The sequence below is a fragment of the Luteibacter sp. W1I16 genome (assembly GCF_050434905.1).
GTDB lineage: Bacteria > Pseudomonadota > Gammaproteobacteria > Xanthomonadales > Rhodanobacteraceae > Luteibacter.
Map to the genome: position 1 here is coordinate 989,566 of NZ_JBNDJJ010000001.1, position 26,359 is coordinate 1,015,924.

Below are 26,359 nucleotides of genomic sequence, written 5' to 3' on the forward strand. Positions count from 1 at the left end.
TCGGCGACGCGGACGCGAAAAGGGCCGCCCATCCGGGCGGCCCTTTTTTTGTCGAACACTGGTGGGAGCCGACCTTGTCGGCGATCCCGCGGCAGCGGGCCAGGTCGCGGCAAGCGCCCATCGCCGACAAGGCCGGCTCCCACCAAAGCTCTGTCAGAGGACCAGGGGGCGGTCCGGTAGCTGGTTCTCGCGCGGCTTGCCGTCGCCGGGGAAATGCCTCGCCAGCAAGGCGCCGGCTTCCGACACGCCGGTGAGCAGGCCTTCGCGGAAGCGTCCCTGGGCGAATTCGTCGCGTATATGCGTGGTGATCGCGGCCCACTCGGCCGGCGTCACGACTTTCGCGATGCCGCGGTCGGCGATTATCTCGATGCGATGTTCGGCGAGCAGCACGTAAAGAAGAACTCCGCAGTTGTCGTCGGTATCCCAGACGCGCAGGTGCGAGAACAGCATCGCCGCGCGATCGCGCGCGGTAACACCCGCGGCGACCGCCGAAAACGGCAGGCGCGATTCGATCGCCACGCGCAATTCGCCACGATGTCTTCCCTCGCCTTCGGACACCGTCTTCGCGATGGCATCGAGCGTCGCGGGCGGGAACTGTCGACCGATCTGGAACCACGCGCCGAACAGGTTGGTCGCGATACGTTGCATGTCCATCACCAACTCCCCGACGCGCCGCCGCCACCGAAACTTCCGCCGCCCCCGCTGAAGCCGCCTCCACCGCCGCCACCGAAGCCGCCGCCCCCTCCGAAACCACCGCCGCCGAATCCGCCACCACCGAAGCCACCCCAGCCACCGCCGCCGATCGACCGGCCGGCGCCGAAAGGAATGGCCATCAGGACGGCACCGGCGACCAATCCGAGCACGCCGCCGAGAATGGAATGCAGGAACAGCCAGCCGAGGCCACCGGTGATCGCGCCACCGAGGGGCATGCGTACGCCCAGCGGCGCGCGCCCCAGGATGCCGCGCAGGAAGATCACGCCGAAGATAAGCGGCAGGAGCAGCCCGCTTCCACCGCGCCGCTTCTCATGGCTTTCGTCGGGTGCCACGGGCGGGGGAAGAGCCTCGCCCTGCACGATCTGCGTGATCGCGTTCAGCGCCTCGTCGATACCGCCGTAATAATCGTTAGCGCGGAGCTTCGGCGCCATATATTCGCGGATGATTCGCGACGCGATCGCATCGGGCAGCGCTCCTTCGAGACCGTAGCCCACTTCGATGCGAACCCGCCGGTCGTTCTTGGCCAGCAGGAGCAGCACGCCATCGTCCGGCCCTTCCCGGCCGACCTTGTTCGTCTCCGCGACCTTGAGCGAATAGCCCTCGAGGTCGTCGGGCTGGGTGGTCGGCACCATCACGACCACCACCTGCGATCCCTTCGCCTTCTCCAGCGCGACCAGCCGGGCATCCAGCTGGTCGACCTGCTGGGGCGTCAGGGTGCCTGTGAGGTCGGTGACATGGCGGGTGAGCTTCGGCACGACGGCGTCGTCCGCCAGTGCCGCCAGGGGCGGCACCAGCAGGGCGATGGCGAGCAACAGCCCCGCCGCGAAACGACGCATCAGCGGCCGGCCGAGGTAGCCGGGGCCGGGTTGCTGCCGAAATCGACGGTCGGCGCGGTCGAGATCGCCTTCTCGTTCTCGACGCTGAAGTTCGGCTTGACCTGGTAACCCATGACCTTGGCGGTCAGGTTGTTCGGGAACGAGCGGATCAGCGTGTTGTACGACTGCACGGCGGCGACGTAGCGGTTGCGTGCGACCGTGATGCGGTTTTCCGTCCCTTCCAGCTGGGCTTGCAGGTCGCGGAATGAACCGTCGGCCTTGAGCTGCGGATAGTTCTCGCTGACCACCATCAGGCGCGAGAGCGCGCTGGTCAGCTGGCCCTGGGCGGCCTGGAACTTGGCCAGCGCCTCCGGATCGTTGAGCAGTTCGGGGGTAATCTGGGTCTGGCCGACCTTCGCGCGGGCATTGGTCACCTCGGTGAGCACGCGCTCCTCGTGCTGGGCGTAGCCCTTCACGGTATTGACCAGGTTGGGCACCAGGTCGGCGCGGCGCTGGTACTGGTTCAGCACTTCGGACCAGGCGGCCTTTACCCCCTCGTCCTCGCGCTGGATGGCGTTGTAGCCGCAGCCGGAGAGGAACCCGGCGATAAGTAGGAGTGCGAAAGCGCGGACGAGTGTCTTCATGGCGGACGGTTCCTTGAGGTGTGCCCGCAACAACTTACCCTAAAGCCCGCGCTTGCGGACGACCGGACCGCGGTGGGGCGGCCGGCCTCAGCCCAGGAACCGGGGGACGAGGATCAGGCCCCAGGTCACCACGACCATGGCCAGCAGCAGGAACACGGCGGCGGAGCCCATGTCCTTGGCCCGGCCGGCCAGTTCGTGGAATTCCGGGCTGACCTTGTCTACCACCGCCTCGATGGCCGAATTGAGCAGTTCGGCCGAGAGGACCAGGATCGGAAAGGTGATGAGGACGATCTTCTCGACCGCGCCCTGACCCAGCCAGAGACCCAGGGGGACGACCACGACCGCGAGAAAAACCTCAAGCCGGAAGGAAGCTTCGTGCCGGAAGGCGGCCCGCAGGCCCTTCATTGACCAAAGGAACGCCGCGTAGATCTGCCGCGGCCCGCGCCGCTCCGTCGATGCCATGGGCGGTCAGGCCGCCCGCGACGAGGCCGGACCCGTGGTCCGGACGACAGGATTTTGCGAACACTGCGGCATCGGGTCTGGATGGGCGCTGGGAATGGGCCGGTATCATGCCACAGGCCGCCTTGGCTCCGGCTTATGCCGCACCGCGCGCCCGTGGCGAATCGACGCGCCCCTCTGGCGCCGCAGCACAACCGGGCGGACCATTTGTATTACGCTTGAACGGTTGTGATCCGTTCAGGGTCACGGCGACGGGAACCGGGCGAAAGCCCGGTTCGCTGTTTCCAATGTGTCCGGAAAATACATGGCAATCCAGAACCCGCCCGTTTCACAGACCAAGTCCTTCAGCACGGTCTTCCTCATCGAGATGTGGGAGCGATTCGGCTTCTACGGCATGCAGGTGCTGATGGTCACCTACATGGTGAAGAAGCTCGGCTTCGCCGACGTCGACGCCAACCTCGTCTGGGGCGCGGCTTCCGCCCTGATCTATGCCACCCCCGCGATCGGCGGCTGGATCGGCGACAAGTTCCTCGGCACGCGCCGCACGATGCTCAGTGGCGCCGTGGTCCTGATGTTCGGCTACGCCTTGCTCTGGATACCGACGAACAACACCTATTTCCTGTATCTCGCCCTGGGCGTGATCATCCTCGGCAACGGCCTGTTCAAGCCGAACGCCGGCAACCTCGTACGCAAGATCTACGAAGGCGACGAGGTCCGCATCGACAGCGCGTTCACCATCTACTACATGGCGGTGAACATCGGCTCGACGATCTCGATGCTGCTCACGCCCTGGATCCGCGATTACGTGGGCGCCCATTACGGCGACGCGCTCGGCTGGCACACCGCGTTCGGCGTCTGCTCGATCGGCCTCATCCTGGGCCTGGTCAACTACTTCTTCATGCGCCGCACCCTGGCCCACATCGGTTCCGACTGCGACGAACGCCCGCCGGTGTTGAAGAACGTGCTCGGCGTGATCGTGGGCGGCCTGCTCATCATCGCCGCCTCGGCGTACATCCTGCAGAACCAGGGCGTGGCGGAGGCCTGCGTCTATGCCGCCGGCATCGTGATCCTCGGCATCTTCGTCCACCTGATCCGCTCCAGCGAACCGGGCGAACGCGCGGGCCTCATCGCGGCGTTGGTGCTCACGGTGCAAACGATCTTCTTCTTCATTTTCTACCAGCAGATGTCGACGTCGCTGAACCTGTTCGCCCAGCGCAACGTCGATCTCGACTTCAACCTGTTCGGCTTCCAGCTGTTCCGCTGGATCCCGGAACAATTCCAGTCGCTCAACGCGATCTGGATCGTCATCCTTTCGCCGATCCTGGTCTGGATCTACAACTCCCTGGGCAAGCACGGCAAGGATTTCCCGGTCGCGGCCAAGTTCGCGCTCGGCTTCGCCGCCGTCGCCGCCGGCTTCTTCATGTACGGGCTGGGCGCGACCACCGCCATCAACGGTGCGATCTCGTCGTGGTACATGGTCTGGGGCTATGGCCTGTATTCGCTGGGCGAAGTGCTGGTAAGCGGCCTCGGCCTGGCCATGATCGCGCGCTACGTGCCGGCACGCATGGGTGGTTTCATGATGGGTGCCTATTACGTGGCATCCGGTGTCTCGCAGTACATGGGCAGCGTCGTCGCCAACTACGCCGCCATCCCGGACAACATCACGAACCCGCTCGAATCGCTGGCGATCTACACCAGCCTGTTCAACAAGCTGGGCTTCGTGGGCCTGGTCTGCACCGCCATCGCCGTCGCCATGCTGCCGTTGATGAAGAAGCTGTCGCTGAACCACGCGCTGGCCAACGTGCCGCCGGTGCCGCCCGTACATAACGAAGACCTGTGACGCGGTGAAGGGCCGCTCCACTGCAGAGCGGCCCTTTCGCCACGAAGAGACTTACCGTGAGCGACAATCTGCGCATGCCATCGTCCCGCTCCGGTCCCTTCGCGCTCGCGCGCACGCTCGCCTGGCTCCGTCTTTGCGCCATCGCCGGGCAGAGCGTGGCGATCCTTTCCTGCGTCACCCTGCTCAAGCTGGATATCCCCCTCCTGCCGCTGATGATCGGCGTGTGCGTCCTCGCGGTGTTCGCCGCGGCGGCGTCGTTCCGGCTCGGCATGCCGTGGAAGGTCAGCGAGGGCGAGGCCATCGTGCATATCGCCGCCGACACGCTGGTGCTCGGCTACCTGTTGTATTTCACAGGCGGCGCGGCGAACCCGTTCGTCACGCTGCTCCTGGTTCCGATCGCCCTGTCGGCCGCTGCGTTGTCGATCGCCGGCGTGTCGCTGGTGGCGATCCTCACCGGCGTGGCTTACGTACTGTTGGTGCCCTACCACCTGCCGCTGCCGACACTCGGCAACAAGAGCCTGGACTTCGACCTGTACGTCGCTGGCATGGGCGTCAATTTCGTCATCATGGCGATCCTGCTCGGCGTCTTCATCAGCAACCTCGCCAAGGCCATCCGCGTGCAACAGGGCGAAGTGCAACGCGTGCGTGAGCGCGCCTTGCGCGACGAGGGCATCCTGGCCATCGCCACGCAGGCCGCGGGCGCGGCGCACGAACTGAACACGCCGTTGTCGACGATGCGCACGCTCCTCCCGGAGATCCGCCGCGAACACGCCACCGACAATGCGCTGGGCGAGGACCTCGACCTGCTGCAGGGACAGGTGGAACGCTGCCGGACGATCCTCCGTGAGATGGTCGCCTTCGGCCAGGCGCAGCTGTCGCAGGTGCCCGAGAAAGTCACCCTCGACGAATTCATCCACGGCTGCCTGGAACGTTTCCAGTTGCTCCGGCCCGAGGCCGATGTGTCCCTCACCCTCGAGCCGGGCGCCGGACGCATCGCGCTGCGTTCTCCGCCGGGGTTGCGCCATGCCCTGATCAACCTGCTCAACAATGCCGCCGACGCGTCCGCGCTGAACGAAAGCACCGCCGTGACGCTGGAGATCGGCGTCATCGGGCCATGGCTCGAACTCGTGGTCACCGATGAAGGCCCGGGCTTCGACGAGTTCGACGAACTCGGCACGCTCGGCCTGTCGCAGAAGGCGACCGGCCTTGGCATCGGCCTGGCCCTGGCCGAAGCGACCGCCGAACGCCTCGACGGCGAGCTTTCCGCAAGCAATACCGGCCACGGCGCACAAATGCGCCTGCGCCTGCCTCTTCCGGTCATTGGAGACCACGCATGAACGACCTCGTCCCCCCCGGCGGGCGCCCGCTGCTGATCGTCGATGACGATCCCACCTTCGCCCGCGTCCTCGGCCGCGCCCTCACCTCGCGTGGGTTCGAGGTGATCAGCAGCGATAACGCCGACGATGCGCGCGCCCTCGCCCGCCGCCACCAACCGCGTTACTGCGTGCTCGACCTGAAGCTCGGCGACGAAAACGGCCTGCGCCTCATTCCCGAGCTGCAATCGCTGGTTCCGGACATGCGCGTGCTCCTGCTCACCGGCTATGCCTCGATCGCCACCGCCGTGGAGGCCATCAAGCGTGGCGCCCACGATTACCTGGCCAAGCCGGTGGATGCGGATGCCGTGGTCCGCGCCTTGCTCGACGGCGATGCAGGCCCGGCCGATCTCGACGACCTGGTCGACGCACCCGACGCGCCGCTGCCGCTGCGCCGCCTCGAATGGGAGCACATCCAACGGGTCCTGACCGAATGCGAGGGCAACATCTCGGAAACTGCACGCCGCCTCGGCATGCACCGCCGTACGCTGCAGCGCAAGCTCAGCAAGCATCCCGTACGTGAACGGCCCGACGAGCATTGATCATGCGCCAGTTCCCCGCCCTCGTTTTTGCTTCGATTCTTTCCTGCGCGAGCACGGCGCAGACGCACGATGGCATGGCAGGCATGGCCATGGGCCACGAGGCGCCTCTGGGGTTCGACGCCACGTTCGATGCGTCCGGCCACCTGTGGGTCGTCGACACGGTGGGCAAGCACGTCCGCGCGCGGCGCTCCGACGACATGGGCCGTAGCTTCACCGTATCCACCATCGTCAACCCCACGGGCGAACCCATCTACGCCGAAGGCGAAAATCGGCCGAAGATCGCCCTGGGGCCGAAAGGCGAGCTTTACGTGACCTGGTCGCAGCCACGCAAGCTTCCGTGGACGGGCTTCGTACGCTTTTCGCGCTCCCTCGACGGTGGCGCACACTTCGATGCGCCGATCACCGTGCATGCCGATCGCGCCGAGATCACCCATCGCTTCGATTCGCTCGCGGTCGACGGCAAGGGCAACGTGATCGTCGCCTGGATCGACAAACGCGATGTCGAGGCGGCGAAGGCGAAGCACACGCCTTATCTGGGTGCGGCCACCTACTACAGCTGGTCGGGCGACCGCGGCGCCACGTTCGCGCGCGAGCGCAAGATCGTCGACCAAAGTTGCGAGTGCTGCCGGATCGCCATGGCGCGAGCACCCGACGGCACGATCGACGCGTTCTTCCGGGCGATCTACGGCGACAACATCCGTGACCATGCCTTCGCCAACCTGCCCGCTGGGAGCGGCGTGCCGACGGTCGAGCGCGCCACCTTCACCCAGTGGCACATCGAAGGCTGTCCGCACCATGGCCCGTCGCTCGCGATCGACGCGAGCGGAACGCGCCACGCCGTCTGGTTCAGCGCGGCCGACGGCAAGGCGACGGTGTGGTATGGCCAGTTGCATCCGGGTGGCGAACCCGGCCACGTTGCGACGATAGCGACGGCGGGCGCCTCGCACGCCGACATCGCAGTGGATGGGAAGCATGTGTGGGTCGCGTACCACCAGGTGTCGGCCAAGGGCCTGGAGTTGATGTTGCGAGAATCGTCCGATGGTGGCGCGACGTTCACGGAAGCCCGCGCCATCGCCCACGACGAGGGTGGGTCCGGTTGGCCGAAGCTGCTGCTCTGGCGCCACCGGGCTTTCGTCGCCTGGAACCCGGACGGAACATTCCGCCTCGTGCCGACGGAGGCGCTATGAAATACGTGACCGCCGCGTTTGCGTGCCTGTTGGCGATGCCGTCATTCGCCGCCGCGCCTTCGGCATTGAACGCGGCGGGGACGCAGGTCCTGGTCGCGGCACCCGTCAAGGGCGTGCGCTTGCTCGCGTTGTGGTCGCTGGATTGCGCCTATTGCGAGGAAAACCTTTCGGCGCTGGCCGCCTTCCAGCGCAGCCACGCGGATGTGGAACTGGTCTTCGTCGCCACCGATCCGATCAGTGAAAGTCCGGCGCTGGAAGCGCGGCTGAAAGCGGCGGGCCTCGATGCCGTGCCTTCGCGTGCTTACGCGGATGCGACCCCGGAACGGATCAATTTCCTCATCGATCCGACCTGGGGTGGGGAAACGCCGCGGACGTTGGCGATCAAGGCGGATGGGACGCGCAAAGGGGTCAGTGGCGCGTTGGATGCGGGGCGGATCGCGCGGTTGGTGGACTGAGGCCAGGGCCATCGCCGACAGGGTCGGCTCCCACCAGCAATCCGGGTCGGCTCCCACCGGGGCAAGAGCATCGCCGGTTAGCCGGCTCCCACCCGATTGCGGTTAATCGGGTGGGAGCCGACCCTGTCGGCGATGGCTCCGACCTCACGCCTCCACGGGCTGCGGATGCGGAAACCGCACGCTGGCGATGCGGCTCGCGCCCGGCAGGGAACGCAGTTCCAGCGGCCACTGGAACCTGTCCGACAGCCGCCGCGCGATGGCCAGGTCGAATCCGTGCCGGTCCACCGACGCGTGCCTGCGGCTACCGGCTTCGGGCGTGTCGAGCGCCGGGTTGATCACACTCACGCTGCCAGGCATCACGGTCACGACGATCGTGCCCTGGTCGGTCTGCTGCAAGGCATGCCGGATCAACTGGCCGCACAGCACGGCGAACACGCGCGGCGAAGCGTGCAATGCGAATGAAGCCGGCTCGTCGAGGATCAATTCCACCGGACGCCCCGCGATCAGCTCGCGCGCATAATCCACTTCCTGGCGCAGGACGTTGTTCACCACGAAATCTTCTTCGGCGAGACCCTGGTCGGATTCCCGCGAGAGGATGAGGAACGCCTCGACCAGCGCTTCGAGTTCGCGCGTGGAACGGCGTATACGCTCCAGCGAACGATGCCCGAAGTCAGAAAGCTCGGTCTCGTCGGCAAGCATGTCCGACGACATCTTGATGACGGTGAGCGGGCTGCGCAGTTCATGACTCGCATCGCGGGTGAAATTGCGCTCGCGCTCGCCGAAGCCCTCGATGCGTGTCGCGAGGCCGTGCAAGCCCCGGATCAGCGACGAGACGTCGCCATCGGTTTGCCTTCCGTTTTCCCGGTCGAGGCCTTCCATGTCGGGACGATCGGGATCCCAGCCTTCCAGCAGCCGTGCCAACGCCGCCACGGGAATCCACTCCCGCGACACCGCGAGCCACGCGAGGCCGCCGGAACAAAGCATGATCGCGATCGCCGCGCCGATGGGCGCGACGTTGTTCGCGGCCATCAGCGACGCGATGACGACGACGGCCGTCTGCAATGCGAAGACGATCGCGATACGCGCGCGGAACGATCCGCGCCGTCGCCTGGTCCCCTGCGGTGCCCTGCCTTCCATCGATCAGTTCCGAACCCGCCCCCGCTTCATGCCGTTTGCGACGCGGCGACTTCGGAATCGAGGTCGGCCAACCGGTAACCCGCGGAATGGATCGTGTGCAGCAGTGGCCGGTCGAACGGCTTGTCGATCACGCGACGCAGGTTGTACAGATGCGAGCGCAGCGTGTCGGAGTCGGGAAGCGTGTCGCCCCAGATCTCCCGTTCGATGTCACGGCGGCTGACCACGCGCGGGGATTCGCGCATCAGGATGGCCAGGAGTTTCAGGCCGATCGGCGAGACGGTGAGTTCCTGGCCGCCACGGGTGAGACGCAGGGTCGCGGTATCGAGGGTCATGTCGCCCACGTTGAGCACCTCGGACGAGACCTGGCGGCGGTCGCGGCGGATCAGGGCGCGCAGGCGCGCTTCGAGTTCGCGCACTTCGAAAGGCTTCACGAGGTAGTCGTCGGCACCTGCCTCGAGACCCACGAGCTTGTCTTCCAGCGTGTCACGCGCCGTGAGCATCAGCACCGGCGTGGACTTCTTGCCGTCCTTGCGCAGCTTGCGGCATACATCGAGGCCATCCATGCCCGGCAACATGAGATCCAGCACGATCACGTCATAGCTGTTGGAAACGGCGAGATGCAGGCCACTGACGCCATCGGCGGCATAGTCGACGGAGTATCCCCGGCGCTCCAGGAATTCACCGACCATCTCGGCGATCTGGCGATTGTCCTCGACGAGAAGGATCAAACCGGCCTGTTCGTCGCGTGTACTCATCGCTCCACTCCTCTGGTGATTCACAAATGTGAAGAGTTAACGGTCGGACCGGTGAGAACAGCGTGAAGACCGAAAACAAGATTCATTGTGGGTAACGCAACGTGGAGAGGGCGTCGTCTAACGCAGCATCGGGCTTAGCGCCTTCCATACATTTTCCGCGACACGTGGCTCGCCGCCCGCTGTCGGATGCAGTCCGTCGTCCTGCATCAATGCCGGATCCAGCGCCACTCCCTCGAGCAGGAACGGCACCAGGGCCACGCCGTGTTTCTTCGCCGCGTCGGCGTAGACCTTGCGCAAGCCATCGCGGTACTGGGGGCCGTAGTTCACGGGCAGTTCGATACCCAGGAGCAGCACCCTCGCCCCTGCTCGCGTCGCCGAGGCGATCATCGCGTCGAGGTTGTCGGCGAGCTTGCTCAGCGGAAGCCCTTGCAAGCCGTCGTTGGCGCCCAGTTCGATGACGACCACCGCGGGGCGCTGCTTCTCGAGGAGGGCGGGCAGCCGGTTGCGGCCGCTCAGGGAGGTTTCCCCGCTGATGCTGGCATTGACCATCGTCCATGGCGTCGCCATCTTCGAGGTGCGGGCGTCCAGCAAACGCACCCAGCCGGCCTCCACCGGAATGTTGTGCGCCGCCGACAACGAGTCCCCGAGCACCAGCACCTTGCGCGGCGCATCCGCCGCGGAGGCGACGGCGCACCAGACGAACAGCAACAGGACCAGGCAACGACGCATGAGCGATTCTTCCCGTGTTCTTCTCGAAGTAGCGGATGTTAGCAAGTCGGTTTTCGGCCCGGAGGGCCAGCTGGACATCCTTTCCGGGGTGAACCTGCGGGTCGCGGAGGGCGAGAGCTTCGCCATCGTCGGCGCGTCCGGATCGGGCAAGACGACCCTGTTGGGACTGCTGGCCGGCCTGGATGTTCCCAGCGCCGGCAGCATCCGGCTCGACGGCCAGGCATTGGAAGCCATGGACGAAGAAGCCCGGGCAGCCGTCCGCCGGCGTCTGGTCGGCTTCGTCTTCCAGTCGTTCCACCTGCTCCCGGCGCTGACCGCCGAGGAGAACGTGATGCTTCCCCTTGAGCTGGAAGGCGACAACGGTGCACGCGAGCGCGCCCACGCCGCGCTGGACTCGGTCGGCCTCGGCGCCCGGCGCCGCCATTACCCGGCCCAGCTTTCCGGCGGGGAACAGCAACGCGTCGCCCTGGCCCGCGCCTTCGTCCACCGGCCGCGCATCCTCTTCGCCGACGAGCCCACGGGCAACCTCGACCAGCACACCGGTGAGCACATCGGCGATCTGCTCTTCGAGATGAACCGGCAACATGCCACGACGCTCATCCTCGTCACCCACGACGCGCGCCTGGCCGCCCGCTGCGCCCGTTCGGCGGAACTGCACGAAGGCCGCCTCGGGGTGCCCGCGTGAACATCTTCCGGCTCGCCCTGCGTACGCTGCGACGTGAGTGGCACCTGGTGGAACTGCGCACGCTGGCCGCGTCGCTGGTGCTGGCGGTGATCGCGCTCGGCGTGGTCGCGACCCTCTCCACCCGTATCGAGCGCGGCATCCTGGTCAGCGCGGCCGAATTGATCGGGGGCGACCTCGGCGTATCCGCGCCTGCGCCCCTTCCCGAACCGATGCTCGATTCGGCACGCGCCGACGGACTGGCCGCGACGCGCGGCGCGGCGTTCCGCAGCGTGGCCTTCGTCGGCGAACGCAGCCAGTTGCTCGATGTACTGGCCACCGACGGCGCCTATCCCTTGCGAGGCACCCTCGAGGTGCGCGGAGCGGATGGCCGCGACCGTACGGCGCGCGGCCCCGCGCGCGGCGAGGTCTTCCTCGACCACCGGGCGATGGTCGGCCTCGGTATCCAGGCCGGCCATACGATCCAGATCGGGGGCCGCGACCTGCATGTCACGGCGGAGCTCGTGCGCCAGCCGGACGGCGGCGAGTTGTTCGCGCTCGCGCCGCGAGCGCTGATGAACCTTGACGATGCGAGCGAGGCCGGTTTGCTTTCCGTCGGCAGCCGCGCGCGTCACCGCCTGCTCATATCCGGGCCTCCCGCCGCCGTGGCCGCATGGCGCGCCCGTATCGAAAGTGGTGCGCTGCCGCAGGGCGGCGAATTGATCACTCCGGAGAAAATGCAGGAGCGGATGCGCACCGCGTTCGATCGCGCCAGCGCCTTCCTCCGCCTGACCGCCCTGTTGTCGGCCTTGCTCGCCGGCGTGGCGATCGCATTGGCCTCCGCGCGCTACGCTCGCCGCAAGGCCTCGGAAGTAGCCCTGCTTCGCGCGCTGGGGACTCCACGCCGGCGTGTCGCGGCCCTGCTCGTCACCACGCTCGCGGCATTGGCCCTGCCGGCCGCCGCGCTGGGCATGGCCATCGCGCTCGGCCTGGCGCAGGGCGCCTGGTACTTCGCGCGCCAGCTGTTCGACAACATTCCCACCACGTTGCCATGGGGTCCCGCGTTCGCGGCCGCCGCGATGGGGCTGGCGGTCCTCGCCGGCTTCGCATTGCCTCCCCTCGTGCGTCTGGCCGAAGTGCCCCCCATGGCGGTATTCCGCGAATCCATGCAGCGGCGCGTACGCCGTTTCGACGTGCTGTACCTCGTGCCCCTCGTCACCGCCATCGCCCTGGTCTGGGTACAGAGCGATTCCGCGAAGCTGGCAGGCATCCTCGCCGCCAGCCTTGCGGGCGTGGCGGTCGTCGCGGCCTTGCTCTCGGCGTTGCTCCTGGTGATCGCGCGGCGCGTGGCGCCCGGCGCCCATCCGGCCCTGCGTCTCGGACTGGCCGCACTGGCGCGCCGCCGTGGTCTCTCCCTCGTTCAGGCCACGGCGCTTTCGCTCGGGCTTTGCGCACTGCTCCTGCTCGCGGTGATCGCGCCCTCGTTGCTGGACGGCTGGCGCCGCGAGCTCCCTGTGGACACGCCGAACTGGTTCGCCCTCAACCTGCAGGACGACCAGCGCGACGAATTCGCCCGCGCGCTCGAACGCATGGGCGCGACGCGAACCAACATGATGCCGCTCGCCGTGGGCAAGCTCACCGCGATCAACGGAAAGCCGATCGACAGCATCGCCTTCGCGGACGGTGAGGCGAAGGAATCCGCCGACCGGCAGCTACGCCTGTCGTGGAGCGCCGATCTGCCGCCCTCGAACCAGGTGGTCGAAGGCCGCTGGGCCGGCCCTTCGCCCGCGCAGGCGGAGGTATCGGTCGATACGTCGTGGCGCGACCGCTTCCATCTCAAGCTCGGCGACACGCTGAGCTTCGAAGTGGGCGAAGGCACGCTCGACGCGCGCGTGGGCAGCGTGCGCCAGGTGGACTGGAGTTCGTTCCGGGTCAACTTCTTCCTGCTGCTCGATCCGGCCCATGCGAGCGAACTGCCGCATACCTGGCTGACCAGCTTCTACCTGCCGCGCGGTCACGCCGACGAGTTGGCCAAGGTATCGCGCGAGTACGGCAACCTGAGCCTGATCGATGTCGACGCCTTGCTCGACCGCGTGCGCGAAATCGTCGACCGCGTCGGCAGCGCGGTCCGCTGGGTGCTGGGCTTCAGTCTGCTGGCCGGTGCGCTGGTACTCGCCGCGGCGCTGGCGGCCAGCGCGCAGGAGCGCCGGAAGGAAGCGGCCTTGCTGCGTACGCTGGGCGCCACGCGCGCGCAGTTGCGCGCCGCCGCCGCGTGCGAATTCGCCTTGCTGGGACTGGTGGCGGGCCTGACCGCCGCGCTGGGCGCGACGGGAGCCGGACTCTGGCTGGGCAAGGCGGTCTTCCGCATCGAGCATTTCGTGCCGCCGCTGTGGCCGCTGGTCGGCGCCGCCGCGCTCGCGGCGCTGGTGGTGATGGCGATCGGGCTGTTCGGTACGCGCCGGGTGTTGCGAACCTCGCCGATGGCGTTGTTGCGGGAGGGGTGAGTAGGGGGAATCCGGACCCGCCACCTCACCCACCCGGCACCATATCCAAAGCCATCACGATCGCATCCTCCCGGCCACCCCTTGCCGGGTAGTACGAAGGCCGCCTCCCGATCTCGGCGAATCCCAGCGAATCGTACAGATCCTTCGCCACGGGGTTCGACGGCCGCACTTCGAGGAAGATCCGCTCCGCGCCATACCAGCGCGCGAGATCGATCAGGCGGCGCATCATCCGGCGGCCGTAGCCGAGGCCGCGGTGGGCCGTGGCGATGCAGACGTTGAGCACATGCGCCTCGCCCGCCGCCACGGACAGGATGCCGTAGCCGGCGATATCGCCTTCATGGACGATCACCCAGCAGTTGTGCCCGGCCTGCATGCAGTCGCGGAAGATGCCCGCGCTCCAGGGAAATTCGTACGACGCGTGCTCGATCGCCACGACGGCATCGAGATCCTCGCGGCGCATCGCGCGTACTTCAGTGGAGGGGAGAGCCACGGCGACCATGGTTTCAGGCTCCGCGCAGGGCACGTCCAAGCGCGCGCAAGCCGTTCCAGAGCCTGCGTTTCGCGGCAGGGTCGGCGACGATCGCCGCCGGCGTGTCCACCAGCACGATGTGTGCCGCGCTCATCACGGCTGCCGGAAGATCGCGGCCCAGCGCCCGGGCCTGCGCTTCGCCAAAGACGAGGTAAGCCGCGGCGGCAGGCACCTCGCCCAGACCGCGTTCGCCCGCTTCCAACCGTGCGGCGCGTGCGGTCGTGTTCCCGAAAGCGCGCAACGCGCGGCCGATCAGGTCTTGTTCGCGTCCGCTCGCCCCCGCCGGAAGGATCACTACGCAAGGTACGCGGTCGCCGGCCGGCGCCGGTTCGTCGTTCGCAGGGGTGGCCGCCCCGGTCGACGCCTCGCCGAGCCGCAGGCGCCAGGGCGTGACACCCATCACCCTGAGCAGGCGCTGGCGGCGTTCGGGCACGGCGGACATCGCGCTTACTCCGAGGCCTTGGCGTGGCGGCGGGCGCGCCGGCGATGCGCGGCGCGGCCCCACAGCGTCATCACGGGACCGGAAACGGTGTAGATCACCGCCACGGCGAACAGCACGCGGGCCGTGTCGATGAGCAGCAGGACCACGATCAGCACCGCGGCGATCAGCCAGATGAACGGCACGCGGTCGCCCTTGGGCCAGGCCTTGAAGCTGTAGTATCGCACGTTGCTGACCATGAGCAGGCCAGCGATCACCGCGAGCGGCATGGCGAAGAACGCCACCGACGGCCCTGGGATGTCGAACTTTTCCATCGTCCAGACGAACGACATGCACAGTCCCGCGGCCGCGGGACTGGCCAGCCCCTGGAAATAGCGCTTGTCGGCCACGCCGACCTGGGTATTGAAGCGAGCCAGCCGGAGCGCCGCGCACACGGCGTAGATGAAGGCCGCCGCCCAGCCGATCTTGCCCCAGACCGGACCATAGGCCACGAGCGACGACAGCGCCCACGTGTACATGACCAGCGCGGGAGCGAGGCCGAAGCTGACCAGGTCGGAGAGCGAGTCGTACTGCACGCCGAATTCGCTCTGCGAGTTGGTCATGCGCGCCACCCGGCCGTCCATCCCGTCGAGGATGCCCGCCACGAAGACCGCCAGGGCGGCCACGCCATAGTGCCCGTTGATCGCGGACACGATCGCGTAGAACCCGGCGAACATGGCGCCCGTCGTGAACAGGTTCGGAAGCAGGTAGATACCGCGGTGACGCGGCCCCCGGACTTGGATCGGATCGCTCATGGGCCATTCCGTGACATGGGCCGACAGTGTAGCCCAGGCGCCGTCAAGCGTCAGTCGGGGCGCGGCGCCGGGCCTGCGCCGCGACCGCTGGCGGGAACCGCGACCCACGTCGCTTGCGCCCCCCTACGCCGGGTGATACTTGTTTGCGCCACTCATCCAGCCAGCCGGAAACCCGCATGCGCCGTTGCCTAGTTCTCGCACTCCTCGTGTCGGTCTGCCCCCTGGCCTTCGCCCAGGCCTACAAATGGAAGGACGCCCAGGGCGTCACCCATTACGCCGACGCGCCCCCGCCGGGCGGCGTGAAGTACGAGAAGATCAAGACCTCGGGCACCGCCGAGGCCCCGGCTCCCGCCCCGGCGGCGAGCGCGACGGCCTCCAGCGGCGCGAACGGCACGAAGGCGGCGGCCGGTAACGACGACACCCCGGCCAACCGGCAGAAGCTCTGCGGCCAGTTGCGCAAGAACCTCGACATCCTCAACAACGAGAAGGTCGTGACCATGGACGACGGCAAGGGCGGCGTCAGACAGGTCGACGACGCCACGCGGCAAAGCCAGATCAAGACCGCCCAGGCGCAGATGACGCTGTACTGCCAGAGCTGAGGCGGCGGTAAGCCGGAAACCTCCTATAATCCCGACTTTACCGTCGGGATCGCTTGCAGATGCGCCTCAGCCAGTTCCACCTCGCCACCGTCAAGGAAGTCCCCGCCGACGCGGAAGTCGTCAGCCACAAGCTGATGCTTCGCGCGGGCATGATCCGCAAGCTCGCCTCCGGCCTCTATACCTGGTCGCCACTGGGCCTGCGGGTGCTGCGCAAGGTGGAAAAGGTCGTCCGCGAGGAGATGAACCGTGCGGGCGCGGTCGAGATGCTGATGCCGTCCGTGCAGCCGCGCGAGCTCTGGGAAGAGACCGGGCGCTGGGAGAAGTTCGGCGGCCAGTTGCTGAAGATCAAGGATCGCAAGGAACAGGAGTTCTGCTACGGCCCGACGCACGAAGAGGTCGTTACCGACTTCGCGCGCAACGAGCTGAAGAGCTACAAGCAGCTTCCGCTCAATTTCTTCCAGATCCAGACGAAGTTCCGCGACGAGATCCGTCCGCGTTTCGGCGTGATGCGCGCGCGCGAGTTCCTCATGAAGGATGCGTACTCCTTCCACCTCACCCAGGAATCGCTCGGCGAAACCTACAAGGTGATGTACGAGGCGTATTCGCGCATCTTCACCCGCCTCGGCCTCGAGTTCCGCGCGGTGGACGCCGATACCGGCGCCATCGGCGGCAGCGCCAGCCACGAGTTCCAGGTACTGGCCGATTCCGGTGAGGACGCCCTGGCCTTCTCCGACGCGTCCAGCTATGCGGCCAACATCGAACTGGCCGAGGCCGTCGCGCCCTCCACCGAGCGCCACGCGCCGTCGGCGGATCTCGTTCGTGTCGATACGCCGAAGGAGCGCACGGTCGAGGAAATCACGGCCTTCCTCGGCGTTCCCGCGTCGCAGGTGGTCAAGACCATCCTCGTCCGCGGCCGCGAAGGCCTCGTCGCCTTGTGCGTGCGCGGCGACCACGAACTCAACGAAGTGAAGGCCGCCCACCTTCCCGAGCTGCCTGACGAGTCGGAACTGGCCAGCGAAGCGGAGATCCTCGCCGCCACCGGTACGCGTCCCGGCTTCATCGGGCCGGTGGGGCTGCCCGAATCCATCCCGGTCGTCGTCGACCGCAGCGCCGCGGTGCTCGCCGACTTCGTCTGCGGGGGCAACCAGGAGGGTACGCATTACACGGGCGCCAACTGGCAGCGCGACGCGCGGATCAACCGCGTCGCCGATATCCGCAAGGTCGTCGACGGGGACCCTTCGCCCGACGGCAAGGGCACGATCCGCCTCGGCCGCGGCATCGAGGTCGGGCATATCTTCCAGCTCGGCCAGAAATACGCCGAAGCCATGGGCGCGGGCGTGCTCGACGACCAGGGCAAGATGCGCACGATGTATATGGGTTGCTACGGCATCGGCGTCAGCCGCATCGTCGCCGCCGCCATCGAACAGCGCCACGACGAGGCCGGCATGATCCTGCCCGAGGCCATGGCGCCCTGGCGCGTGGTCGTCTGCGTGATCAATCCGAAGAACGACGCCACCGTGGCGGAAGCCGCAGAGTCGATCTATCAACAGTTGTCACAGGCAGGCATCGAAACCGCCCTCGACGACCGCGGCCTGCGCCCTGGGTCGATGTTCGCCGACATGGAACTGATCGGCGTGCCGCATCGCGTCGTGGTAAGCGGCCGCGGGCTCGAAGCGGGTACGTTCGAATACCGCGCACGCACCGACAGCGAAGCACGCAACGTCACTCGCGAAGAGCTTTTCGCGCTGCTCGGCTGAAACAGCACTCGGCTTCGGTGGGCTCCGCTTCGGTGTGGCTCCGCTTCGGTGTGGCTCCGCTTCGGTGTGGCTCCGCTTCGGTGTGGCTCCGCTTCGGTGGGGCTCCGCTTCGGTGGGGGCTCCGCTTCGGTGGGAGCCGACCCTGTCGGCGATTGGGTGCTTGCCGCAACCTTGCCCGCTGCCGCGAGATCGCCGACAAGGTCGGCTCCCACCAGGTTCATTCCAGATCGGTCTACCCGATGCTGTTGTGGGAACCGCTTCAGCGGCGATGGGTGCTTGCCTTGTTCACCGCTGTAAGGCTAATCCGATAATCGCTTCCCATTAGCCGACACCGCTTTCGACGCACTGCCATTATTCGGTCAATTAGGTCACAATTCCGGCGTTCGCATTATCAAGAAGGGCCAATAGCCCATGCGAAACCCCAAATCAGGCAATAACCCGGAGATGCCAATGGCCGTCGATATCAAGAGCCTCAATCACAACCAGCTCAATGAGTTGATCACCAAGGCACAGGTTCGCCAGAACGAACTGCGCAAGGAAAAGGTCAGCAAGCTGCGCGAGAAAATCAACGCGCTTATCAAGGCGGAAGGTTTCACCTTCGACGACGTATTCGGTGCACGCGCGCCCAAGTCGAAGCGTGTCGGCACCACCGTGGCCGCCAAGTATCGCAATCCCGCCGATCCCACCCAGACCTGGTCGGGTCGTGGCAAGCGCCCGAATTGGTTCAACGAGGCATTGAAGGCCGGCAAGAAGGAAAAAGATCTGCTGGTCTAACGCGTTCACCGCCAGGAGCCGCCCATGCCTCTCGTTCGAATCGATCTACGTCGCGGCAAGGATGCCGCTTACCGCACCGCCCTGGGCAATGCCGTTCACGATGCCCTCGTCGGTATCGGCGTACCGGCCGACGACCGCTTCCAGGTCATCGCCGAGCATGATGCCGAAGGGCTCGTCTACGACGCCCATTATCTCGGTATCGAACGAAGCGACGACATCGTCATCGTGCAGATCACCTTCAACGACACACGTACGCTCGAGCAGAAGAAGGCGCTGTACAAGGCGATCGCCGAGAACCTCGGCAAGACGCCGGGCGTGAAGCCGGGCGATGTCTTCGTGAGTCTCGTCGAAGTGAAGAAGGAAAACTGGTCGTTCGGCAACGGCGTGGCGCAATACGCCAGTTGACGGCTGGTGGGGCCCCGCTTTGAGGGGCCCCCCATTGGAGAAACCGCTACCGGGCCGGGTGGAAACCGCTACCGGGTGGGAAGCCGCTTCAGCGGCGATCCCGCGGCAGCGGGCCAGCGTGCGGCAAGCACCCAATCGCCGACAGGGTCGGCTCCCACCTGCTGCGGTCCCACCCCTGGTGCGGTCCCACCTACAGCGGTCCCACCTTGAGCTGTCCCACAACCACTCGATCAGAGTGAGCGGCGGGGGGCGACGATCAGGTCGCCGAACAACAGGCCGGCCACCAGCGAGACGAGCAGCGTGACGCCGAGCAAACCGGTGTCCATGCCGAGCGAGGCGTCGCGATCCAGCAGGTAAGACACACTGCGGAAGCTGACCGACCCCGGCACCAGCAGGATGATCCCGGGTTCGCGGACCACCGCTCCCGGTTGCTGCGCGTAGCGCGCGTATACGTTGCTCAGCGAGCCCAGCAGCAGGCCACCCACGAAAACGCCGAATGGCGCTCCCGGCAGCGATCCGGAAATACTGCCGCCCCAGCGCGTGGCGAGGTAACCCAGCACCACGGCCCCCATCACCACCAGCCAGTCGCGCCGGGCGGCACGGAAAAGGATGGCGAACGAAAACGCGCCCAGGATCAGCGACGGCCAATCCGCCCAGCCCGGCAAAGGCGGCAGCGCGTAGTTGCGGGGCTCGATGCCGAACGCTTCGCATAACTGGCTGGCCGCGACGGTGCCGAACGTGAGCTTGAGCAGGGTCGCCACCGCTCCGCCCATGCGCGCGACCCCGGCCACCAGATGCTGACTCGAAATCTCGCGCACTGCCGTCGTCAGCGCCATGCCGGGCAGGAGGACGATCAGGCTGCCCAGGATCACCGACTTCAGCGCCAGCGGCACGATGTAGGCACTGACGACCGTCGCGATGATCGTGGCCACCATGGCACTGATGGCTTCGCTCGCCGCGGCCAGCCGCGGACGGCTGCCCGAGGCGACGGTGATGAGACCGATGATCACCCCGATCACGCCGGCGGTGACCAGGTCGGGCCACGCGCTATGCAGCAACAAGGCCACGACGCTGGCGGCGCACAGGCCATAGCTGGCGATCACGCCGAGCTCGGCACGGAAGGTTTCCGGCGCGCCGAGCTTGCGCAGCAGATGGAATCCTTCGCGCAGTTCCATCTGCCCGTCGATCACCGCGTCGGCGATGCGGTCTGCCTCGCAGAGCCGTCCGAGGTTCACATCCCCCGGGGGAAGCCGCATCACCTGGGTGACCTGCGCGACGCTCTCCTCGCCCTGCCCCAGGTCGGCGAACGAGACGATGATCGCGGTGGGGCTGGACCAAACCTCCGCCGACAACCCCAGCCGTTGCGCCGAGCGGCTGATGGCGGTCTCGAGACGAGGTGCGGTGGTCCCGTACTGGTGCAGCCGCCGCGCCAGTTCGGTGAGGAAGGCGATGCGGGTGTTGATCGCGGTGGTGGCGAAACCCACCGGCACGGTCAGCGGCGCGGCATCAGCCAACATCCACCGCCTTCACGCGCAGGGTCGTGCCATCGATGCCGATCACCTCCACTGTCGCGCCGAGGGGCAGGTCCGGCCCCGTGACCAGCCACATGCCATCGCCCACCCTGGCCTTGCCACGGCCCTGCACGATCGGCTCGCACAGCGTGTAGCACTGCCCGATCAGCTGCTCGCCCCGGCGGTTGAGCCGCTCGTTGCCCGCCGGGATCCGCTCCAGGCGAGGCCGCACCACCTTCCAGTAGACGAAGCACGACACGAAGGCGAACACCACGAACAGCACCGCCTGGGCCAGCGCGGTCATCTCCGGGAAGAACAGCATGACCACGCCCATGGCCGCGGCGGCGATGCCGATCCACAACATGAAGTAGCCCGGCAGGATCACCTCGCCACCGATCAACAGTAGCGCGACGATCCACCAGAGGTAATGCACGGCGATCTGGTCCATGGCGGTCAGCGCGGCAGCGGCGGCGTACGGTTCGCGTTATCCACCGGCGCGCGTTGCTGCGAGGCGAGCGAATCGCGCGCGAGTTCGGCGATACCCGCCAGCGAACCGAGGATGCCCGTGGTCTCCATGGGCAGCAGCAGGGTCTTCTGGTTGGGCGACTTGGCCATTTCCTTCAGCGCCTCGACGTAATTGTTGGCGACGAAGTAGTTCAAGGCGTTCACGTCGCCGCCGGCGATGGCTTGCGAGACCATCGTGGTGGCCTTGGCTTCGGCCTCCGCGAGGCGCTCGCGTGCTTCCGCTTCGCGGAATGCCGCTTCCTTCTTTCCCTCGGCTTCGAGGATCGCCGACTGCTTCTCGCCTTCGGCCTTGAGGATGGCCGCCTGGCGAAAACCCTCGGCGTCGAGGATGTTCGCGCGCTTCTCGCGCTCGGCTTTCATCTGCCGCGCCATGGCGTCAACCAGGTCGCGCGGGGGCGAAATATCCTTGATCTCGATACGCGTCACCTTGACGCCCCACGGGTGCGTGGCTTCGTCGATCACCCCGAGCAACTTGGCGTTGATCGCGTCGCGCTGGCTCAGGCTCTCGTCGAGGTCCATCGAGCCGAGCACGGTGCGGATATTGGTCATGATCAGCGCAAGCGCCGCCATTTCGAGGTTGGCCACTTCATAGGCGGCCTTGGCCGCGTCGAGTACCTGGTAGAACACCACGCCGTCCACGCGGACCACGGCGTTGTCCTTGGTGATGACGTCTTGCGACGGCACCTCGAGCACCTGCTCCATCATGTTCATCTTGCGCCCGATCGCATAGACGAACGGGATGAGGAAATGCAGGCCCGGGCTGAGCGTGCCGGTGTACTTGCCGAACATCTCCACCGTCCATTCGTAGCCTTGCGGCACGATACGAATGAGCTTGGCCAGCACGATGATGGCGACGACCACCACGACCAGCGCGACGACGATATTTCCCATGGCCCTGTCTCTCCCTCTCCCGGTATGTTCCGGGAGTATAGGCGAAGCGCCTCAGGGCGAACCGGCAGGCAGCACCAGGGTGACGCGAAGGCCGCCGCCCTCGCGATTGGCCAGCGCGATGCGCCCGCCATGGGCTTCCGAAATTTCCCGGGCCAGGGCCAGTCCGAGGCCGGTACCCGAACGTTTGGTGGAATAGAACGGCAGCAGGGCCTGAGCGAGCACCGTCTCGCTCATGCCCGGACCGCGATCGGCTACCTCGATCAGCGTGTCGCGCCCGACCTGGTGCACGGCAACGGACACCTCGGCGGCATCGCCGCCCGCTTCGTGGGCGTTCTTGATCAGGTTGATGAGGACCTGTTCCACCTGGGTCGGATCGAACCAGCCCGGCTGCTCGGGCGGCGGCGAGGCGAGGCGGAACTGCGCGTGCAACGCCAGCGCATCGAGGAAGGGCCCCCATGGCACCGCCCGCGACTGCGGTGTCGGCAACTTCGCGAAACTCGCGTACCCGGCGATGAAACTGTGCAGGTGCTTCGCGCGGTCGCCGATCGAGGCGAACACCCCCGGCAGCCGGTCGAGATCGCCACGGCGCGCCAGCTCCGCGCCCGAGTGCGACAGCGACGAGATCGGCGCCAGCGAGTTGTTGAGCTCATGGCTGATCACCCGAATCACCCGCTTCCAGGTGTGCACTTCCTGACGCGACAACTCACGCGTCATGCGCCGGTAGAGCTGTAACCGGTGCGGACGGCCCTGCAAGCGAAAGCCCCGCTGGGACAGGTGGAAGGTTTCCTCGCTGCCGTCCATCTCCACCGAGAACAAGGCGTCCTCGCCACCGGCCGCGGCGTCGCGCAGGCTCTCCGGCATCGCCGCCAGCACCGTATCGAAATCCAGGCCGGCCAGCGCTCGTCCCTCGTTGAAGAGGTGCCGTGCCGCGATGTTGGCATAAGTCACCTTGCCGCTCGGATCGGTGAGAACGAGCGCCACCGGCGTGTTCTGCACCACCGTGTCGAGCAGCAGTTCACGCTGGGCGAGGTGTTGCCGTTGGTCGCGCAGGGTCTGGCCCAGCGCGTTGTGCATGCGGATCAGGTCACCGAGCTCATCGCGCCGGGAGGTGCCGATGGACATGCTGAAATCGCCATCGCGATAGCTCGCCACCGCGCTTTCGAGTGCTCGCATGAGGCGCCGCAACGGTTCCACCAGCGCATGCGCCACCCAGGCCGAAAGGGGCAGGAGCACCAGCAGGCAGATGATCAGCGCCGTGCCGCCGTCGAAGGGCTCGATGGGCGGCACGGCGGGCAGCTTGCCACCCTTCTCCGGCACCGCGCGTATCCATGCCAGCACCTGAGGAAACGGCCAGATGGATACGCCGGCGAAGACCATCGCGCCGACGATGGCCGAACCGGCCACGACGAGGGTCATGCGTCCTTCGAGCGAGAGAGTCTTCATGCCGGCGAACGTATCAGACCGCCAGCCCGTAACGCTCCATGCGCCGGTAAAGCGCCTGTCGTGAAAGGCCCAGGTTGCTCGCCGCACGGCTGACCACCCCGCCCGCCGAGGCCAGTGCGGCCTCGACCGATTCGCGGCTGGGTTCGTCGAGATTGCGGCTGGCGGTGGCAGCCGGTGGCGGCAGGTTGAGATGGACAGGCTCGATCTTGCCATCCGCGGCCAGCAGCGCCGCGCGCGCGATGGCGTTCTTCAATTCGCGCACGTTGCCCGGCCATGCGTGGGCCAACAACGCTTCCCGCGCATCCTCGCTCAGCGTGGCCCGCCCATCGAGGAAGAATTCAGCGAGGGGAAGAATGTCGTCGCTGCGCTCCGACAGCGGCGGCAGGTTCACGTCGATCACGTTGAGCCGGTAGTAGAGGTCTTCCCGGAAGGTGCCCGCCGCGATCATCGCCTTCAGGTCCGCGTTCGTGGCACTCACGACACGCACCTTGGCGTGACGTGTACGTCCGGAACCCAGCCGTTCGAATTGCCCGGTCTCGAGCACGCGCAGCAATTTCATCTGGCCCGGCAACGGCAGGTTGCCGATCTCGTCGAGGAACAAGGTGCCGCCATCGGCCATCTCGAAGCGGCCTTCGCGTGCCTTGTTCGCACCCGTGTACGCGCCGGCCTCGGCACCGAACAACTCGGCTTCGATCAGCTCTCCCGGCAACGCGCCACAGTTCACCGCCACGAACGGCCCGCGACGCACCGCCGAATTGGCATGCACGATGGCCGCGATACGCTCCTTGCCCGCGCCGTTAGGGCCCGTGATGAGCACCGGTACGTCCGAACGCGCGACCTGGCAAGCGAGTTCGATGGTGCGGCTCATCGCTTCGGAGGCAAAGACCAGGCCATCGAGCTCGTAGCGGCTTTCCAGGGCTTCGCGGCGGCGGCGGCGCTCCACGCGCGCGCGGGTCACCTCACGGGTGGACTCGGATAGTTCGAGCAGGTTCTCCACCGTGGCGAGAAGCTTGGTGTCGTCCCATGGCTTGGCCAGGTAATCGGCGGCACCGGCCTTCACCAGCTCGACGGCGGCCTCCAGGTGCGTCCAGGCCGTGAGGAGGATCACCGGGAGATCGGCGTGGCGGGCACGAATCGCCTTGAACAGCGCCACGCCCTCCTCGCCCGAGGTGGTATCGGCGGTGAAGTTCATGTCCTGGATGACGACGTCGACGCGTTCGCGCGCCAGCGTGGCCAGCCCGTCGTCCGGCGTCAAAGCCACCAGGGGGCGGATATCGCGCAAGCTGAGCGCAAGCGAGAGCGCCTCGCCCACGGCGGGGTTGTCGTCGATGATCAATACGCAGCGCATCTTGTCCCTTCGCATGCAGCCATGGATGCCTCTCCCGGCGAAAAGGTTGCGTCCCCGCCGGCACTTCTTACCATTCTATCCACGGTCGCCACCACCGGGGGCACGGACGCCGCCCGAAGGGCCGGGGGAAGATCGATCCGCTGCGTCCTGGTAGCGGGTCCCCCGACAGCACGTGCAGTACCGTCAGGGTGGTCATGCTCGCCCCGATTCCCTGGGCGAGGATCATGAGCGCGGTCAGCGCCCTGCTCCGCCGGAGACTGCGCAAGGCGAGCTCCAGGTAGTAACCGAACATCGAATTTCCCAGTATCAGACGCTGCGCGTGGCTTCCACCGGCGACACCTTCGACGCACGCAGCGCCGGCGCGAATACCGCGACCTGGCCCAGGCCGAGGAGAACCACGACACCGACCAACACGTAGGTGAAGGAAAGCCGCTTCATTTCGAAGTGCGTGAACATCCACTGGCTCATGCCCACCGCCAGGATCACGCCCAGCACCACGCCGGCCAGGGCGATCAGGAAATTCTCCGTCATGAAGTAACTCAGGATATCGCTCCGGCGCGCCCCCAATGCGCGGCGCACGCCGATCTGCTTGCGCCGCTGCCCGACCCAGAAACTGGACAGGCCGACGATGCCGGCGGCGGTGATCGCGAGCAACACGCCGCAGACCACGCTCATCAGGATCGCCATGCCGCGGTCGGTCTCGTACGCGCTGCTGCGGACCATGTCGAACGTCCGCACACCCGTCTTTTCCGAAAGGACACGCATGCGGTTGACCCCATACAAGGTTTTCGCCGTGGCCTTGAAGACGGCATCCTGCTCGCCGGGACGCGTGCGAATCACGAAGTGCTGGTAACCGCTGTTGAAGATCAGCGGCATGATCGTCACGTTGTCCATGTGGTCGAAATCGATCCACGGCACGGTGAGCTTGTCGACGATGCCGATGATCGTGGACGGCTTGCCCTTAGACAGGTAGATGGTCTTGCCGAGTCCATCGCCATTCGGGAACAGCTTGTCGACGATCGCCTTGGTCACGATGACTTGCGGCGGCGCGGGACGCTGCTGCGGCTGTACGATGACGACCTCGCCAGGATTGAAGTTACGCCCCGCGATGAGGCGCACCCCGAGGGCCTTCAAGGTTTGCTCGTCGCCGAAGTAGAGGGCGGTCGGCAGGCCGTCCTTGGTTCCGTCGGGTTTGGTCTGGATGCCTGTCGACCAACCGCCCCGGCGCAGCGGAAACGAGTTGGTCGTATAGGCCGCCTCGACGCCGGGGATCGAACGCAGCGCCTGCACGTCGGTCTTGATCAGCGGCACGAAGTTCGGCGGTGATCCGACGTACCGGTTCTGCACGACGACGACATTCGACTCGTCCATACCGGTTGGCCGGTTCACGCGGTCGATGCGCTCGTGCACGATGAACAGCGCGTTGCACACGATGGCGAGGGTAAGGGCGATCTGCAGGGCGATGAGGATCGTGCCTGCCTTGTGCCGGCGCAGCGCGGCGAGAATGGGCTTGATCTGCATGATCATAT

The 26,359-nt window shown here is 66.7% G+C and carries 27 protein-coding genes and 1 pseudogene; 11 read left to right on the top strand and 17 right to left on the bottom strand.

The annotated features are described in order from the left end of the window. Positions 1-153: 153 nt before the first annotated feature. The 4 genes from QFZ41_RS04405 to QFZ41_RS04420 form a co-directional block, all read right to left on the bottom strand. Positions 154-654: a TPM domain-containing protein gene (locus tag QFZ41_RS04405; protein ID WP_429197629.1), complete on the bottom strand. Its 501-nt coding sequence runs from the start codon at positions 652-654 to the stop codon at positions 154-156. Then, the gene (locus QFZ41_RS04410; RefSeq protein ID WP_429197630.1) at positions 654-1,550 is read right to left on the bottom strand and encodes a TPM domain-containing protein; all 897 of its coding nucleotides are present in this window, start codon (positions 1,548-1,550) and stop codon (positions 654-656) included. The genes QFZ41_RS04405 and QFZ41_RS04410 overlap by 1 nt, the downstream gene beginning before the upstream one ends. Beyond that, complete coding sequence (locus QFZ41_RS04415) at positions 1,550-2,173, bottom strand: LemA family protein (RefSeq protein ID WP_429197631.1); 624 nt, start codon at positions 2,171-2,173, stop codon at positions 1,550-1,552. Before QFZ41_RS04415 ends, QFZ41_RS04410 begins: the two co-directional genes overlap by 1 nt. An 87-nt stretch (positions 2,174-2,260) precedes the next feature. Beyond that, positions 2,261-2,635 (bottom strand): diacylglycerol kinase, encoded by a 375-nt coding sequence (locus QFZ41_RS04420; protein WP_429197632.1) that lies wholly within the window; start codon positions 2,633-2,635, stop codon positions 2,261-2,263. 301 nt (positions 2,636-2,936) lie between these two features. Here QFZ41_RS04420 and QFZ41_RS04425 point away from each other — a divergent pair, with 301 nt between their 5' ends. From QFZ41_RS04425 to QFZ41_RS04445, 5 genes are all read left to right on the top strand, one after another. Continuing rightward, positions 2,937-4,472, top strand: coding sequence for a peptide MFS transporter (locus QFZ41_RS04425; RefSeq protein WP_429197633.1), 1,536 nt, complete (start codon positions 2,937-2,939; stop codon positions 4,470-4,472). Between the two features lie 74 nt (positions 4,473-4,546). Continuing rightward, entirely contained in the window at positions 4,547-5,809 is a 1,263-nt protein-coding gene (locus QFZ41_RS04430) for an ATP-binding protein (protein WP_429200180.1), read from the top strand. Next, positions 5,806-6,387 carry a response regulator transcription factor gene (locus tag QFZ41_RS04435; protein WP_429197634.1) on the top strand — a complete coding sequence of 194 codons (582 nt, stop codon included), beginning with the start codon at positions 5,806-5,808 and terminating at the stop codon, positions 6,385-6,387. The genes QFZ41_RS04430 and QFZ41_RS04435 overlap by 4 nt, the downstream gene beginning before the upstream one ends. Before the next feature lie 2 nt (positions 6,388-6,389). Beyond that, positions 6,390-7,574, top strand: coding sequence for a sialidase family protein (locus QFZ41_RS04440; protein WP_429197635.1), 1,185 nt, complete (start codon positions 6,390-6,392; stop codon positions 7,572-7,574). Next, positions 7,571-8,029 carry a hypothetical protein gene (locus QFZ41_RS04445; RefSeq protein WP_429197636.1) on the top strand — a complete coding sequence of 153 codons (459 nt, stop codon included), beginning with the start codon at positions 7,571-7,573 and terminating at the stop codon, positions 8,027-8,029. Before QFZ41_RS04440 ends, QFZ41_RS04445 begins: the two co-directional genes overlap by 4 nt. 144 nt (positions 8,030-8,173) lie before the next feature. Here QFZ41_RS04445 and QFZ41_RS04450 read toward each other — a convergent pair whose 3' ends face one another. The 3 genes from QFZ41_RS04450 to QFZ41_RS04460 all read right to left on the bottom strand — a co-directional run bounded on the left by QFZ41_RS04450 (position 8,174) and on the right by QFZ41_RS04460 (position 10,650). Then, the gene (locus QFZ41_RS04450) at positions 8,174-9,166 is read right to left on the bottom strand and encodes a sensor histidine kinase (protein ID WP_429197637.1); all 993 of its coding nucleotides are present in this window, start codon (positions 9,164-9,166) and stop codon (positions 8,174-8,176) included. A gap of 26 nt (positions 9,167-9,192) precedes the next feature. Then, on the bottom strand, positions 9,193-9,921 hold the full coding sequence (locus QFZ41_RS04455; RefSeq protein WP_029213612.1) for a response regulator transcription factor: 729 nt from the start codon (positions 9,919-9,921) through the stop codon (positions 9,193-9,195). 117 nt (positions 9,922-10,038) lie between these two features. Continuing rightward, on the bottom strand, positions 10,039-10,650 hold the full coding sequence (locus QFZ41_RS04460; RefSeq protein WP_429197638.1) for an arylesterase: 612 nt from the start codon (positions 10,648-10,650) through the stop codon (positions 10,039-10,041). On the opposite strand from QFZ41_RS04460, the gene QFZ41_RS04465 reads away from it, so the two are divergent. Together QFZ41_RS04465 and QFZ41_RS04470 are read left to right on the top strand one after the other, a co-directional pair. Then, positions 10,649-11,335, top strand: coding sequence for an ABC transporter ATP-binding protein (locus tag QFZ41_RS04465; RefSeq protein ID WP_429197639.1), 687 nt, complete (start codon positions 10,649-10,651; stop codon positions 11,333-11,335). The two genes, QFZ41_RS04460 and QFZ41_RS04465, sit on opposite strands and share 2 nt — an antisense overlap. Further along, positions 11,332-13,815, top strand: a complete 2,484-nt coding sequence (locus QFZ41_RS04470) for an ABC transporter permease (protein ID WP_429197640.1) — start codon at positions 11,332-11,334, stop codon at positions 13,813-13,815. Before QFZ41_RS04465 ends, QFZ41_RS04470 begins: the two co-directional genes overlap by 4 nt. A gap of 25 nt (positions 13,816-13,840) precedes the next feature. Here QFZ41_RS04470 and rimI read toward each other — a convergent pair whose 3' ends face one another. The 3 genes from rimI to pssA are packed head-to-tail and all read right to left on the bottom strand — an operon-like array spanning position 13,841 to position 15,577. Then, a complete protein-coding gene (rimI, locus tag QFZ41_RS04475) occupies positions 13,841-14,314 on the bottom strand; it encodes a ribosomal protein S18-alanine N-acetyltransferase (protein ID WP_429197641.1) in 474 nt (157 codons plus the stop codon). Between the two features lie 4 nt (positions 14,315-14,318). Then, a complete protein-coding gene (locus tag QFZ41_RS04480) occupies positions 14,319-14,786 on the bottom strand; it encodes a hypothetical protein (RefSeq protein ID WP_429197642.1) in 468 nt (155 codons plus the stop codon). A 5-nt stretch (positions 14,787-14,791) separates the two neighbouring features. Then, positions 14,792-15,577, bottom strand: coding sequence for a CDP-diacylglycerol--serine O-phosphatidyltransferase (gene pssA, locus QFZ41_RS04485; RefSeq protein ID WP_429197643.1), 786 nt, complete (start codon positions 15,575-15,577; stop codon positions 14,792-14,794). Between the two features lie 176 nt (positions 15,578-15,753). On the opposite strand from pssA, the gene QFZ41_RS04490 reads away from it, so the two are divergent. The 4 genes from QFZ41_RS04490 to QFZ41_RS04505 all read left to right on the top strand — a co-directional run bounded on the left by QFZ41_RS04490 (position 15,754) and on the right by QFZ41_RS04505 (position 19,112). After that, the gene (locus tag QFZ41_RS04490) at positions 15,754-16,176 is read left to right on the top strand and encodes a DUF4124 domain-containing protein (protein ID WP_429197644.1); all 423 of its coding nucleotides are present in this window, start codon (positions 15,754-15,756) and stop codon (positions 16,174-16,176) included. A 59-nt stretch (positions 16,177-16,235) separates the two neighbouring features. After that, positions 16,236-17,933, top strand: coding sequence for a proline--tRNA ligase (locus QFZ41_RS04495; protein ID WP_429197645.1), 1,698 nt, complete (start codon positions 16,236-16,238; stop codon positions 17,931-17,933). A gap of 450 nt (positions 17,934-18,383) precedes the next feature. Continuing rightward, positions 18,384-18,707: an H-NS family nucleoid-associated regulatory protein gene (locus QFZ41_RS04500; protein WP_429197646.1), complete on the top strand. Its 324-nt coding sequence runs from the start codon at positions 18,384-18,386 to the stop codon at positions 18,705-18,707. Between the two features lie 24 nt (positions 18,708-18,731). Next, positions 18,732-19,112: a tautomerase family protein gene (locus tag QFZ41_RS04505; protein ID WP_429197647.1), complete on the top strand. Its 381-nt coding sequence runs from the start codon at positions 18,732-18,734 to the stop codon at positions 19,110-19,112. A gap of 230 nt (positions 19,113-19,342) precedes the next feature. Here QFZ41_RS04505 and QFZ41_RS04510 read toward each other — a convergent pair whose 3' ends face one another. From QFZ41_RS04510 to QFZ41_RS04540, 7 genes and pseudogenes are all read right to left on the bottom strand, one after another. Beyond that, positions 19,343-20,629: a threonine/serine ThrE exporter family protein gene (locus tag QFZ41_RS04510; protein ID WP_429197648.1), complete on the bottom strand. Its 1,287-nt coding sequence runs from the start codon at positions 20,627-20,629 to the stop codon at positions 19,343-19,345. Next, the gene (locus tag QFZ41_RS04515) at positions 20,619-21,071 is read right to left on the bottom strand and encodes an NfeD family protein (protein WP_429197649.1); all 453 of its coding nucleotides are present in this window, start codon (positions 21,069-21,071) and stop codon (positions 20,619-20,621) included. The genes QFZ41_RS04510 and QFZ41_RS04515 overlap by 11 nt, the downstream gene beginning before the upstream one ends. 5 nt (positions 21,072-21,076) lie before the next feature. Continuing rightward, complete coding sequence (locus QFZ41_RS04520; protein WP_429197650.1) at positions 21,077-22,039, bottom strand: SPFH domain-containing protein; 963 nt, start codon at positions 22,037-22,039, stop codon at positions 21,077-21,079. 51 nt (positions 22,040-22,090) lie between these two features. Next, positions 22,091-23,482 (bottom strand): sensor histidine kinase, encoded by a 1,392-nt coding sequence (locus QFZ41_RS04525; protein WP_429197651.1) that lies wholly within the window; start codon positions 23,480-23,482, stop codon positions 22,091-22,093. 13 nt (positions 23,483-23,495) lie between these two features. Next, a complete protein-coding gene (locus QFZ41_RS04530; RefSeq protein ID WP_429197652.1) occupies positions 23,496-24,830 on the bottom strand; it encodes a sigma-54-dependent transcriptional regulator in 1,335 nt (444 codons plus the stop codon). A gap of 127 nt (positions 24,831-24,957) precedes the next feature. Continuing rightward, positions 24,958-25,122 (bottom strand): annotated as a pseudogene (locus tag QFZ41_RS04535) (ABC transporter permease); the annotation flags it as partial. A 14-nt stretch (positions 25,123-25,136) separates the two neighbouring features. Next, positions 25,137-26,351 carry an ABC transporter permease gene (locus QFZ41_RS04540; protein WP_429197653.1) on the bottom strand — a complete coding sequence of 405 codons (1,215 nt, stop codon included), beginning with the start codon at positions 26,349-26,351 and terminating at the stop codon, positions 25,137-25,139. Positions 26,352-26,359 lie beyond the last annotated feature (8 nt).

Excerpts from the sequence above, each read along its gene's own strand:
- QFZ41_RS04405 (WP_429197629.1), bottom strand. The coding sequence starts at position 654 with ATGGACATGCAACGTATCGCGACCAACCTGTTCGGCGCGTGGTTCCAG.
- QFZ41_RS04410 (WP_429197630.1), bottom strand. The coding sequence starts at position 1,550 with ATGCGTCGTTTCGCGGCGGGGCTGTTGCTCGCCATCGCCCTGCTGGTG.
- QFZ41_RS04415 (WP_429197631.1), bottom strand. The coding sequence starts at position 2,173 with ATGAAGACACTCGTCCGCGCTTTCGCACTCCTACTTATCGCCGGGTTC.
- QFZ41_RS04420 (WP_429197632.1), bottom strand. The coding sequence starts at position 2,635 with ATGGCATCGACGGAGCGGCGCGGGCCGCGGCAGATCTACGCGGCGTTC.
- QFZ41_RS04425 (WP_429197633.1), top strand. The coding sequence starts at position 2,937 with ATGGCAATCCAGAACCCGCCCGTTTCACAGACCAAGTCCTTCAGCACG.
- QFZ41_RS04430 (WP_429200180.1), top strand. The coding sequence starts at position 4,547 with ATGCCATCGTCCCGCTCCGGTCCCTTCGCGCTCGCGCGCACGCTCGCC.
- QFZ41_RS04435 (WP_429197634.1), top strand. The coding sequence starts at position 5,806 with ATGAACGACCTCGTCCCCCCCGGCGGGCGCCCGCTGCTGATCGTCGAT.
- QFZ41_RS04440 (WP_429197635.1), top strand. The coding sequence starts at position 6,390 with ATGCGCCAGTTCCCCGCCCTCGTTTTTGCTTCGATTCTTTCCTGCGCG.
- QFZ41_RS04445 (WP_429197636.1), top strand. The coding sequence starts at position 7,571 with ATGAAATACGTGACCGCCGCGTTTGCGTGCCTGTTGGCGATGCCGTCA.
- QFZ41_RS04450 (WP_429197637.1), bottom strand. The coding sequence starts at position 9,166 with ATGGAAGGCAGGGCACCGCAGGGGACCAGGCGACGGCGCGGATCGTTC.
- QFZ41_RS04455 (WP_029213612.1), bottom strand. The coding sequence starts at position 9,921 with ATGAGTACACGCGACGAACAGGCCGGTTTGATCCTTCTCGTCGAGGAC.
- QFZ41_RS04465 (WP_429197639.1), top strand. The coding sequence starts at position 10,649 with ATGAGCGATTCTTCCCGTGTTCTTCTCGAAGTAGCGGATGTTAGCAAG.
- QFZ41_RS04460 (WP_429197638.1), bottom strand. The coding sequence starts at position 10,650 with ATGCGTCGTTGCCTGGTCCTGTTGCTGTTCGTCTGGTGCGCCGTCGCC.
- rimI (WP_429197641.1), bottom strand. The coding sequence starts at position 14,314 with ATGGTCGCCGTGGCTCTCCCCTCCACTGAAGTACGCGCGATGCGCCGC.
- QFZ41_RS04480 (WP_429197642.1), bottom strand. The coding sequence starts at position 14,786 with ATGTCCGCCGTGCCCGAACGCCGCCAGCGCCTGCTCAGGGTGATGGGT.
- pssA (WP_429197643.1), bottom strand. The coding sequence starts at position 15,577 with ATGAGCGATCCGATCCAAGTCCGGGGGCCGCGTCACCGCGGTATCTAC.
- QFZ41_RS04490 (WP_429197644.1), top strand. The coding sequence starts at position 15,754 with ATGCGCCGTTGCCTAGTTCTCGCACTCCTCGTGTCGGTCTGCCCCCTG.
- QFZ41_RS04495 (WP_429197645.1), top strand. The coding sequence starts at position 16,236 with ATGCGCCTCAGCCAGTTCCACCTCGCCACCGTCAAGGAAGTCCCCGCC.
- QFZ41_RS04500 (WP_429197646.1), top strand. The coding sequence starts at position 18,384 with ATGGCCGTCGATATCAAGAGCCTCAATCACAACCAGCTCAATGAGTTG.
- QFZ41_RS04505 (WP_429197647.1), top strand. The coding sequence starts at position 18,732 with ATGCCTCTCGTTCGAATCGATCTACGTCGCGGCAAGGATGCCGCTTAC.
- QFZ41_RS04510 (WP_429197648.1), bottom strand. The coding sequence starts at position 20,629 with ATGTTGGCTGATGCCGCGCCGCTGACCGTGCCGGTGGGTTTCGCCACC.
- QFZ41_RS04515 (WP_429197649.1), bottom strand. The coding sequence starts at position 21,071 with ATGGACCAGATCGCCGTGCATTACCTCTGGTGGATCGTCGCGCTACTG.
- QFZ41_RS04520 (WP_429197650.1), bottom strand. The coding sequence starts at position 22,039 with ATGGGAAATATCGTCGTCGCGCTGGTCGTGGTGGTCGTCGCCATCATC.
- QFZ41_RS04525 (WP_429197651.1), bottom strand. The coding sequence starts at position 23,482 with ATGAAGACTCTCTCGCTCGAAGGACGCATGACCCTCGTCGTGGCCGGT.
- QFZ41_RS04530 (WP_429197652.1), bottom strand. The coding sequence starts at position 24,830 with ATGCGCTGCGTATTGATCATCGACGACAACCCCGCCGTGGGCGAGGCG.
- QFZ41_RS04540 (WP_429197653.1), bottom strand. The coding sequence starts at position 26,351 with ATGCAGATCAAGCCCATTCTCGCCGCGCTGCGCCGGCACAAGGCAGGC.